11 protein-coding genes and 1 tRNA gene are annotated in these 11,347 nt (G+C 46.8%); 6 read left to right on the forward strand and 6 right to left on the reverse strand.

Going from position 1 to position 11,347, the window contains the following annotated elements; genetic code table 11:
* A partial coding sequence (locus ASC50_RS02585; protein ID WP_162491125.1) for an MlaE family ABC transporter permease occupies positions 1-417 on the reverse strand: 417 nt, incomplete at its 3' end.
* Between the two features lie 106 nt (positions 418-523).
* Here ASC50_RS02585 and ASC50_RS02590 point away from each other — a divergent pair.
* From ASC50_RS02590 to ASC50_RS02605, 4 genes are all read left to right on the forward strand, one after another.
* A complete protein-coding gene (locus ASC50_RS02590; protein ID WP_055431571.1) occupies positions 524-1,732 on the forward strand; it encodes a pyridoxal phosphate-dependent aminotransferase in 1,209 nt (402 codons plus the stop codon).
* 12 nt (positions 1,733-1,744) lie between these two features.
* A tRNA-Ala gene (locus tag ASC50_RS02595) sits at positions 1,745-1,817 on the forward strand.
* Between the two features lie 22 nt (positions 1,818-1,839).
* On the forward strand, positions 1,840-2,421 hold the full coding sequence (locus tag ASC50_RS02600) for a Panacea domain-containing protein (protein ID WP_055431570.1): 582 nt from the start codon (positions 1,840-1,842) through the stop codon (positions 2,419-2,421).
* Between the two features lie 4 nt (positions 2,422-2,425).
* On the forward strand, positions 2,426-2,875 hold the full coding sequence (locus ASC50_RS02605; RefSeq protein ID WP_055431569.1) for a hypothetical protein: 450 nt from the start codon (positions 2,426-2,428) through the stop codon (positions 2,873-2,875).
* A 173-nt stretch (positions 2,876-3,048) separates the two neighbouring features.
* Here the strand turns inward: ASC50_RS02605 and ASC50_RS02610 are convergent, their stop codons facing one another.
* Genes ASC50_RS02610 through ASC50_RS02630 form a run of 5 tightly spaced genes read right to left on the reverse strand, consistent with a single transcriptional unit; the run spans position 3,049 to position 8,462 of the window.
* The gene (locus tag ASC50_RS02610; RefSeq protein WP_055431568.1) at positions 3,049-3,270 is read right to left on the reverse strand and encodes a DUF2795 domain-containing protein; all 222 of its coding nucleotides are present in this window, start codon (positions 3,268-3,270) and stop codon (positions 3,049-3,051) included.
* 38 nt (positions 3,271-3,308) lie between these two features.
* Positions 3,309-3,860, reverse strand: a complete 552-nt coding sequence (locus ASC50_RS02615) for a cob(I)yrinic acid a,c-diamide adenosyltransferase (RefSeq protein ID WP_055431567.1) — start codon at positions 3,858-3,860, stop codon at positions 3,309-3,311.
* Positions 3,847-4,527, reverse strand: a complete 681-nt coding sequence (locus ASC50_RS02620; protein ID WP_055431566.1) for an O-methyltransferase — start codon at positions 4,525-4,527, stop codon at positions 3,847-3,849. Before ASC50_RS02620 ends, ASC50_RS02615 begins: the two co-directional genes overlap by 14 nt.
* Positions 4,524-5,138 carry a polysaccharide deacetylase family protein gene (locus tag ASC50_RS02625; protein ID WP_055431565.1) on the reverse strand — a complete coding sequence of 205 codons (615 nt, stop codon included), beginning with the start codon at positions 5,136-5,138 and terminating at the stop codon, positions 4,524-4,526. Before ASC50_RS02625 ends, ASC50_RS02620 begins: the two co-directional genes overlap by 4 nt.
* 3 nt (positions 5,139-5,141) lie before the next feature.
* Positions 5,142-8,462: a glycosyltransferase family 117 protein gene (locus tag ASC50_RS02630; protein ID WP_055431564.1), complete on the reverse strand. Its 3,321-nt coding sequence runs from the start codon at positions 8,460-8,462 to the stop codon at positions 5,142-5,144.
* 111 nt (positions 8,463-8,573) lie between these two features.
* On the opposite strand from ASC50_RS02630, the gene ASC50_RS02635 reads away from it, so the two are divergent.
* A complete protein-coding gene (locus ASC50_RS02635) occupies positions 8,574-10,931 on the forward strand; it encodes a T9SS type A sorting domain-containing protein (protein ID WP_055431563.1) in 2,358 nt (785 codons plus the stop codon).
* 10 nt (positions 10,932-10,941) lie between these two features.
* On the forward strand, positions 10,942-11,347 hold a 406-nt coding region (locus ASC50_RS02640), incomplete at its 3' end, for a UDP-N-acetylglucosamine--N-acetylmuramyl-(pentapeptide) pyrophosphoryl-undecaprenol N-acetylglucosamine transferase (protein WP_193391185.1).

The raw sequence follows: 11,347 nt of genomic DNA on the forward strand, positions 1-11,347 counted from the left end.
GCCAACTATCTTAGGGAGTATCAGGTAGTTAGCCGAATTGACACCCATAATTTCCAATGCGTCGATTTGCTCTGTCACGCGCATCGTACCCAGTTCAGAAGCAATATTTGACCCCACTTTCCCTGCCAAAATCAGGCACATGATACTGGACGAAAATTCCAGCAAAATGATTTCGCGCGTCATAAAACCAACTGTAAATGAGGGAATTAGCGGCGAATAGATATTGAGCGATACCTGCATCGTGATAACCGCCCCAATAAAAGCGGAAATGAAAATCACAATGCCAATCGAATCGACCCCCAACTTGTGGATTTCTTTAACAATTTGCTTGAAAAACACGACCCACCGTTGCGGCACGGCAAAAGTCCGCGACATCAACAGCACATATTTCCCAAATATCACACATGACTTAAACATACTCAAAAAAAATCGTGCAAAGGTAGGTAAATAATTTCATTTTCTTTGTTGTTTGGTAAATTAGTTATTTATCATTACCTTTGCAGCGTTTTAATTTATTAAAAATATGGTATCTGAACGTTTAGCAGCCCTGTCGCCGTCCGAAACGCTGGCGATGTCGCAAAAAAGCAACGAATTGAAGGCTCAGGGGATTGATGTAATCAATTTGAGTGTGGGCGAACCTGATTTTTTTACGCCCGATGCCATTAAGGTGGCGGCTCAAAAGGCGGTTGAGGACAATTTTTCGTTCTATTCGCCCGTTCCAGGCTATTTGTCGCTGCGAAATGCGATTGTCGGCAAACTGAAAGCAGAAAACGGGCTCGACTACAAGGCAGACCAAATTGTGTGTTCCAACGGGGCGAAACAGTCGGTCTGCAATGTGCTGTTGAGCATTATCGGTCCGGGCGACGAGGTGATTGTGCCCGCGCCTTATTGGGTGAGTTATGTGGAAATGGTAAAATTGGCGGCAGGCACCAACGTGATTGTGACCGCCGACATCACGCAGGATTTCAAAATCACGCCCGCGCAATTGGAAGCCGCTATCACGCCGAAAACCAAGGCTCTGATACTCTGTTCGCCATCCAATCCCACCGGCAGCGTTTATTCCCGCACGGAATTGCGAAAAATGGCAGACGTGCTGGCAAACTATCCGAACATCACGATTATTTCCGATGAAATTTACGAACATATCAATTATATAGGCAAGCACGAGAGCATCGCACAATTCAAAAACGTGCGCGACCGCGTAGTCATAATCAACGGTGTATCAAAGGCTTATGCGATGACCGGCTACCGGCTCGGCTGGATGGCAGGACCGCAATGGCTCGCCTCGGCATGCAACAAATTGCAGGGACAATACACCTCCGGACCAAGCAATATCGCCCAAAAAGCAGCCGAAGCAGCCTACATCGGCTCGCAAGAGTGCGTAGAAACGATGCGTCAGGCATTCCAAAAGCGCCGCGATTTGATACTCACATTGGCACGCGACATACAGGGCTTCCAAGTCAACGAACCGCAAGGCGCGTTCTACCTGTTTCCGGACGCTTCCTATTATATAGGTAAAACGTATTATGTGAACGGCGATATGTTCAACGGCAAAAAAATCAACGATTCAGCCGACCTCGCAATGTTTTTGCTGGAGGAAGGACACGTAGCAACAGTAGGCGGCAAAGCCTTCGGAGCACCCAACTGCCTCCGCTTCTCCTACGCCACCTCCGAAAAACTGCTGACAGAAGCCATGAAGCGAGTAAAAGCAACATTGGCAAAACTGGTGTAAATTTAAAAAAAAGGGGTATTAGCTCATCCGGTAGAGCGCGACACTGGCAGTGTCGAGGTGAGCGGTTCAAGTCCGCTATACTCCACAAATTAAAAATATAAATGGTTATGAAACACTACTCAGAAGACACTATCAGCAAGATTGGTAATACTGTCGTGTATTTATCGGAGAGAATACCCAATTTGAGTAAAACAAAAATACTCAAATTGCTCTATTTGATAGAGGAGCACTCGGCAATAAAAAACAACACTCCATTTTTTGGGATAAACTTTGAAGTGTGGCAAGCCGGACCGGTTGCAAAAGATTTTTACATTGATTTATCGGACGATGAGCCTGTTTTGTTACGCAATTTTATCACAAAAACAGACGAAAGCGGCTCTACATACATTCATTCAAAAACGCCGTTTTGTGACGATGAATTTTCAGACAATGACATTGAATTGCTGGACGAGGTGATACGGAAATTTGGAAACAAAACAGCAACACAATTGGTTGAATTGACACATAATGAAAATTCCGCGTGGTATTGCATCGCCAAAGACAATGAGCTGTTAGATGATTTCACTAACGGAAAGAAAAACCACTCCGACAAGGAGATAGATTTTACCTATTATCTTAGTGGATGTTCCGCTGAAAGGTATTTGGAAAACAAAGAAACGTCAGAAATGTTTGAATCATTAAAATACTGAACGAATGTACACCGCCGGTTCAATACTTTATTTCACCCCGTTCTTTTTCAAAAATGGCAACACACCCAAGAATAAGTATTTTATCGTTTTGGGAGGCTCCGGCGATGATTTGATTGTTGCAAGCCTCCCAACGAGCAAAGACCACACTCCAAACTATTTGCCTAAAAAACACGGATGTATAGAAGATGCTACGTCTAATTTCAATTGCTATTATTTTGAAAAAGGGGTCGTAATATCAGAATGCAACACATTTGCTTTTCCACTTGACACATATATATACGGCGAACAAGTAGATGTAATGAGTAAAAGTTTGCTGAGTAGTCGGTATCAAATCGAAAACAAAGACTATATCAAATTGAGCAATCTATCAGCAAAAGAATTTGATTTGATACGGGCGTGTTTAATAAATTCGGCATCTGTGAAAAGGAAAATTAAACGGTACTTAACTATGTAAATCCGCTGACGGTTATGCGTTTTTTTATGGGGGCAGAAAAAACCTGTTAGGTCTTTAAGACCTAACAGGTTTGGCAAATGCGATTTCTGCGGGCTTGCCCTGCAATGACAAAGCCTTTTCAGCCAGCCCCCGTGTGTGGGGGCGAAAGCAAAACACGCACCAACTCCCACTCATCAATATTCTTCTTCGTTGAAGAAAAAATCCTCTTTGCTGGGATAATCGGGCCAGATGTCTTCGATGCACTCGTAGATTTCTCCCTCGTCTTCTATTTCCTGCAAATTTTCCACCGCCTCCTGGGGCGCACCGGAGCGTATGGCATAGTCAACCAATTCGTCTTTGGTGGCAGGCCAAGGCGCATCCTCTAATTTTGAAGCTAATTCTAAAGTCCAGTACATAACGTTTCAAATTTCGCGCAAAAGTAGTAAAATTCTTTTTATTTGCAAGTGTTTTCCCAAAAAATTTCTGCTTGTTTGGAAATAAAACTTTGTTTGCGTGCCAGAAGGAAGAAATAATCGGACAGTCGGTTGATGTATTTCAACGCCGCCGCATCCACCAAATCGCGCTCAGAAAGCGTATAAAGGCATCTTTCGGCTCTGCGGCAGACGGTGCGACAGACATGAGCCAACGAATTGCTTCGACACCCGCCCGGCAAAATAAATTTGTTGCTCGGTGGGACTAATGCGGCGATTTTGTCCATCTCGGCTTCCAACGCATCAGCAGCACCCAGCCCCCCCTCAAAGCGGGCGAGTCCTCCCTCTGTAGCAAGATAGGCACCCAAGTTGAATAAATCGTGCTGCACTTGCAACAAAAATTGGCGGTCGTGCGCCTCCTCTACTTCATCTAACAGGCACGCAATGAACGCATTAAGTTCATCAACCGTCCCGTAGGCATCAATGCGCAAATCTGTTTTGGCGATTCGCTTCCCGCCCACCAAGGAGGTGAAGCCTGTGTCGCCTGTTCCCGTGTAAATTTTACTTTTTCCCATTGAAATATATTTTGTATTGTTTTTTCGGCAAACTTTGATTGAAAAAGACCATGCCTAAATGCTTCAAATCGAGAGTGATGGTGGATTGGCAAAGGCGTTGAGAAGGGTCCTGAGAAGGGCTCTGACAAAGGTTTTGACAAGGGCTCGACCCCCCTTGTTGCAACAACTGCCACAAATGTTTCATTTCCGGCTGCTTGTAGATGCTATCCACGACAATCAGCGTGTTTTCGCCGATAGTCGGGCGCAATTGTTCCAGCAACTGCGCTGCGGTAGTGCCCGCAGGCAGGCGATGAATGACGATTAAATCAAATGTGTTTGTTCGGCATAGGTCGGAGCCTGCTTCAGTGCCTGCGCCGGTAATTGGCAAATGTCGGGCTAATGCTAAATATAGGGATGTTATGCCTGTGGATGCTCCTATTTCCAGTATGTTGCGGCATTTGAAATAGTGCACTATGCGGAAGAGGAGTTTGCCGTAGTTGGGTGGTTGGGCTTCTTTGGCTGTGATTTTGCTTAGGGTGTCGCCTCTTGCGAGGAGTTCGGTTCGGAAGTTTTCTATTTCTTCGAAGGCGTAGAATGGGGCTGTTTCTTCAATCACTTTGGTGACCAGATTGAAGACGAATGGCGAGTGGATGCCATGCCCTTTGCGGCTGCGAAACGGGAATTTCATTGCGGGATGAGTTTGAAAGTGTAACCCTGCTGCAATAGCCATTCGATGGACTGCGGGAGGGCGGTTTCGATTTTGCCTTTGGATTTCAGCGAGTCGTGAAACACTATTATGGAGCCGTTGCGGGTGTAGCGTTTGACTGCCTCGAAGACTTGTTGGGCGCTTCGCAGGCTGCTGTAATCGCGCGTCAGCACATCCCACATAATCAGTTTGAACTGCTTTGCCAAGGCTCTGAGTTGTCGCGGGCGGAGGTAGCCATGCGGCGGGCGAAACAATTTGCTGTCAATCAGTTGTTTAGCCGCCTCTGTGTCGTTGATGTATGTTTTGAAACTCGTTTTCCAGCCTTGCAGGTGGTGGTAGGTGTGATTGCCGGTTTGGTGTCCGCGTTTCAGGATGTCCCGATAAATTTCGGGATATTTGCGCACATTGTCGGCGACGCAAAAAAATATTGCCTTGATGTTGTATTTATCCAGCAAATCCAGCACCCACGGGGTCATCTCCGGGATGGGACCATCGTCGAAAGTCAAATACACTGCCTTGTCGTCCGAACTAAACCGCCAATGGGCATTCGGAAACAGGATGCGATACAGGAAAGGAGGCTGCTCGATACACATCTATCACCTGTTATTCCCGACAATACTCTGATAGCGGTTTACTGCCGCTTCGTAAGTCGCCTCGTAGTGGCTCATCTGCTCTTTGGCATTCTCAGAGAAGTAGTAGAGAATGTATTGCATGGCAGCAAGGTCTCTACGCACATCGTTGAGAATAGTGCCGTAGTGGTTGGTGTTCAGGCGCGTGTACCAATTCAACTCCCGCTCCAACACATCGGCTAATATCGTGTAGAGTTTAACCGCTTTTTCCGTTTTGCCCACCCGTGCGAGTGCTTCGGCTAAATCGGCTGCGGAATAGTATTCGAGCGGCAAATTGCGGTCGGGAATCACTTCCAAGCAACGGTCAACAACGGCTTCGGTGCGTTCCACATCCCCTTGCTCTGCCAAAGTGCGCGCCAACCGTCCAAAATAGGTGCGGTAGGTGGTCGCCAACCGGCGGCATGTTTCGTCCAGATAGAGTTGCTCCTTGTCCATATTTCCCCACTCAAACTTATTCATAAAATTGTCGTAAACGAGATTGGCATCCATTCCCTGGTAAGTTTCCATCGGCACAAAGCGGTAAGCCATACCATCCTGACGGAAATAGCGCTGCATGCGTGCCCAATTTTCGCCGCCAACCGTCGTACTCATATATACAGGTCGTTTCCAATCCGCATTGTTTTTCAGTATATCCAGCATCATCATCTCCGACTTGTTAAGAATGTTTTTCGCGCCTTCCACCACTTGTCCTGCTTCATTTTTGGTTTCGCCCAAGTTCAGCAGCATATAAGGTACAATGCGGGCGGAATCTGCTGCGTTGACCGTGCCTGAGGCAATCGCGGCTTTGGCATCTACGGGGAAAATCACACGATGAGTCGGGATATTATCCACCGACACATTGTAGCGCGGGAGGCGTTTCGTGCGAGGGTCATCGGATTTCACGCGATTAAACGCCCGCTCTGCCGTCCATGGTTCCGGGTCCATCGGCACAATATATGCCGCCTCATGTGTGCCCTGCACATATTCCCAGCGTTCCCAATCGATGGGCAACGGGGTAGATTCATAAGCCTGACACTTCATTTGACTGATATACCAATCCGTTTGCAGATAGCTCAAATTACATACACGGACGTCTGTGCGGTAGCCTTCCACCTCCTGAGCATACCACAAGGGGAATGTGTCGTTGTCGCCACAGGTAAAAATAATCGCATTGGGTTCACATGTAGCCAGGTAGTTGCGACCCAAATCGCGCCCTACAAAGCGTTTAGAGCGGTCGTGGTCGTCCCACGTTTGCGATGCCATTTGTATGGGAACCAGCAGGCTCAGCACCGTTGCAAGTGCCGCAGAGATAGTCGCAGGCAGTTTCAATTTTTCCAAACCTTTGATAATACCCAGCACGCCAATCCCAATCCAGATGGCATAGACATAAAACGAGCCGGCATACGCATAATCCCGTTCACGCGGCTGGTAGGGCGGTTGATTTAAGTAAAGCACAATAGCCAACCCGGTCATAAAGAAGAGTGAAAAGCATACCCAGAACTGCTGTGTGCCGCTTTTCCCGGATTTTAGTTGCACCAAAATGCCCAGTAGCCCCAGCAGCAAAGGCAACATATAATAGGTATTGTGCCCTTTGTTTTTAGCGATGAAGTCGGGTTGTCCCTTTTGCGGACCCACGCGTGACGCATCCAAAAACGGGATACCGGTAATCCAATTGCCGTTTGCCACTTCGCCATGCCCCTGAATATCGTTTTGCCGACCGGCGAAATTCCACATAAAATAACGCCAATACATAAAATTGACTTGATAGGAGAAGAAGTAACGCAAATTTTCACCAAAAGTAGGCTTCATAACCACTCTTGAACCCATTTTCCCGTCTTCTTGCATTTCCGGAACGCGCACTTTCTCGCCTTTGAAGTTTGACCATTGCTTATAACCCTGCACATGATTGCCGGTTGAGCTATACATACGGGGGAAAAGGGTGCATAATTTATCCACATATACCGGTGATGATTTGCGTCCCGATTCGTAATATCTATCCGGCTCGGAGGCATCTTTTTTCGGGACGCGCGACCAAATCGGACCACTGTCTTCATAGATGACTTCCCCTGTTTTGGTATTGCGCTGCACCTCTGCCACAAAGGTTTGCCCGTAGAACAGAGGCGTCGCACCATATTGTTCACGGCTCAGATATTCGCGCAAAGTAAAGATATTATCCGGCGCATTTTGATTCATCGGCGTGTTAGCCGTTGCCCTAATCAGGGTCAGCGCGTAGGCAGAATAGCCAATCGTCATCACCAGAAGCCCAATCAAAATGGAGTTGAGTGCCACCGGACTGATTTTTTTCGAGATAAACAGATAGCAGCACAGGATGATGAGAAGCAAAATACCCAACCAAATGCCGCTACCCAGAAAAGGAATACCCAGCAGGGCAATCGACACGACAAAGACAATTTTCGCGTTTCTCAGTTGTGCGGCATTGTCCGTCGCCTTCATGCTCAGCCAAATGCCGTAAGTAAGAATGCCAAAAAGGAGAACCATATAAACGGCAACCCCCGTGTTGTAAGGCAAATGCAGTGTATTGACAAAAAACAGTTCAAACACCCCTGCCACTTCCACCAATCCCTGCACCAAGCCGTAGAGAACAGCCGCCACAGTGCCAAACGCAATCAGCAACGCAGCGACAATACCTTTCCATGTGGGTGTTTTTGTCTTGCGGAAGTAATAGACTAACACGATGGCAGGAATACACAGCAAATTAAGTAAGTGAATACCCACCGAAACGCCTGTCAGATAGGCAATTAAAATCAACCAACGACCGGACTGAGGCTCGTCTGCCACATCTTCCCATTTCAATATCAACCAAAACACAATGGCTGTGAGAAACGAAGAACAGGCATAAACTTCCCCTTCCACCGCCGAAAACCAGAAAGTGTCCGAAAACGTGTAAGCCAACGCGCCCACAGCACCAGAGCCTAAAATCGTAATCAACTGTGCCGTTGTCATGGCAGGCTTGGCCTGCGCACCCCAGCCTAAGACCAGCCTTTTCACCAAATGCGTAATCGTCCAAAAGAGGAACAAAATGGTCAATGCGCTAAACATGGCAGACAAAGCATTCAGCCACAGCGCCACATCGGCAGGATTAGAGGCAAAATGCGAAAAGAAATTGCCGAAAAGCATAAACATCGGCGCACCGGCAGGGTGACCCACTTCCAACTTGTAGGCAGAAGAGATAAATTCGCCGCAATCCCAAAAACTCATGGACGGCTCAATGGTCAGCAGATAGACCACAGAGGCGATTGCAAACACTACCCACCCGCAAATGTTGTTCACTAAATTATATTTTTTCATTTGTTTTTATATAAAGTTCAAAATTCGGGCGCAAAGATACGCATTATTTCGGAAATAATGCGTACCTTTGCGGCGTTTTTACAATAAACACTAATTTTAATAGGTAAGTGTATGAAAAAGATAGGTTTACTGATAGCATTAGTTGCCTTACCGGTAGGTGCAAATGCAGTATTATCAAATACGGCGAAAAGGCGTATGGAGATGCCTCCACACCCGATTCAACGGACTATTCCGGCTAACAAACTTCGCGCGGCATCCACAGGAAACACCATCGTCAAACAGTTCGCCGATAGCGTTGTGACTGAAACGGTTGACGGTACAGGTGTCAGAACTCTGTCCGACAAACAAATCTACCAATATGACGCGTATGGTCATATCACGTCGTTTGAGAACTACGCATGGACAGGCGTTTCCTGGTATCCTGCCCCCATCAGCAAAAATGAATACGAATACGATGTGTATGGAAATCGCACCAAGCATATTGAATACGAATACGACGGTTACACTTGGCGCGAAAAAACCAAAGAAGAACGTGCCTACGATGCGAACGGCAACCAAACTTTATCTGCAGACTATTATTGGTATGACACTGATGCCGCTTGGATTGGTTCAGGCACCAAAACCGAAAGCGTTTATGATACCCGCAACCGGCTGACTTCGGAAGCATCCTATTCATGGGTTGGCTCCGGTTGGGAAGGGCAATCCAAATATGAATACACCTACGATGAGGCGAGCGGCAAAGAAGCTACCGTAAGCATCTCTAATTGGACCGGCACCGGTTGGGAATTTTCCAGACTGACAACCACCGGATATGATGCTCAGGGCAATGAAACCTTGCTTGCAGCCTGGGATTGGGATGGTGCAAGTTGGGCTGAAGATGAAACACAGAGTTTCAAATATACCTACACATACGACCCAACTACCGGTAAAGCATTAGATTATACCTACTCTAAACTTGACGGCGCAGGTGGTTGGACAATGTTGGATTCTGTCGAGTACTATTACGAAAACGGTACAACAATCAAATGTTATGGCTGGGATGCCGACAACGATTTTTGGCTCAACGAAGATGAATACGCCTACGATGCGCGAGGCAATAAAATTTTATGGGCTTCCCGCATTTGGAATGGCTCTTGGCAAGGAACCAAATATGTAGCCACTTATGATACGCTTAATCACCCTACTTCGCGGATTGACTATACTTGGGTTGGCTCCGATTGGGTCGCTTCAAACCGGAAGGAAACGGTGTATGATGCCCGAGGCAATCTACTTGCCATTGCGGAGTATGATTCGACTGCTTCCGGATGGGTCGGTTCAAGCAAAAATGAGTACCGTTACGTTTTTGGTGAGCAGCAGAAGACTGCTGAATATCATTGGAATGCCTCTGCAAAGAAATGGGACATAACATTTAAGAATCTCTACGATGCCATGGGTAATCAAATCTCGGCAGAGTCGTACTACAATCCAAGTGGGAGTGTATGGGCCGGAGTTGTAAAAACAACATACGAATACAATAGCGATGGCAAAAATACTTCGTCAGTTGAATATATATGGAATAATAATGCCTGGGTAGAATCCGGCAAGTATAAAATTGATTACGTAGGCAATACTGCAGAAAAGTCTAACTACAACTACACGGGTGGCACTTGGGAATTGGATGAAATTAGCACCTACTATTATAAGGCGCATGAAATTCAACCTGACCCCACCCAACAAGCGCAACAGGTCATTACGTTTGCGGAATTTCCGGCTAAAGTGTATGGCGATACAGCGTTTATACTGTCTGCAACCTCTGATAAAGGTTTGTGCATCAGCTACGAAAGCAAAAATCCGGCAGTCGCAACGATTGTGGATGATAGTGTCCTAACTATCGTGGGTGTCGGCTCGGTCGAAATTGTTGCCACACAAGCGGGCAATTACTACACTGCGCCTGCAACACCGGTAACATGCACGCTAACAGTGGGTAGAGCACCACAAACATTTACATTTGAGGCATTTACGCTCAAAATGGTTGGCGACGAACCCATTGAACTGCCCATCACCACCACCAATGAGGGATTGCCGGTCACCTACACAAGCGAAAACACCAATGTAGCAACGATTGACGGCAATATCTTGACTATCGTTGGTGCCGGCTCGGTCAAAATTGTAGCTGAGCAAGCCGGTAATGGCAACTATCTGAGGATGGTACAAACACGCACATTGAGTGTGAGTTCCGGCACACCACTTAAAAAAGTGGCACCACGCGATGTGGAAGCTTATCCCAATCCGGTCAGAGATGTTTTGTTCATCAAGAGCGATTCAGGCATCGAGAAAGTCGAATTTTACAATCAAACGGGACAATTGGTTTTGAAGGATACCGGTTCCTCCGACAAGATAAATGTGTCCAACTTGGGCGTAGGGCTTTATCTGGTGCGCATCACGGTTGACGGGATAGTAGTGACAAAGAAAATAATCGTGAAAAACTAAAAAACTAATTATGAGAGCAATAATTAGTGGAGGCGGCACAGGGGGGCACATTTTTCCGGCAATCTCAATTGCCAACGAAATCAAGGCACGACATCCGGAAGCAGAAATTCTGTTTGTGGGTGCGGAAGACCGTATGGAAATGGAGCGAGTACCCGCCGCCGGATATAAAATAATCGGACTGCCCGTTGCCGGATTTGACCGGAAACACCTGCTAAAAAACATTGCCGTGCTGTGCAAATTGGGTCGAAGCCTAAGTAAAGCGCGAAAAATAGTGAAAGAATTTCGTCCGGACATTGCGATTGGGGTAGGCGGCTATGCCAGCGGACCGCTTTTGAAAGCGGCATCCAAAATGGGAGTGCCAACTTTGCTGCAAGAACAAAATTCGTATGCCGGAGTCACCAACAAACTATTGGCAC

The sequence above is a fragment of the Candidatus Symbiothrix dinenymphae genome, from assembly GCF_001431085.1.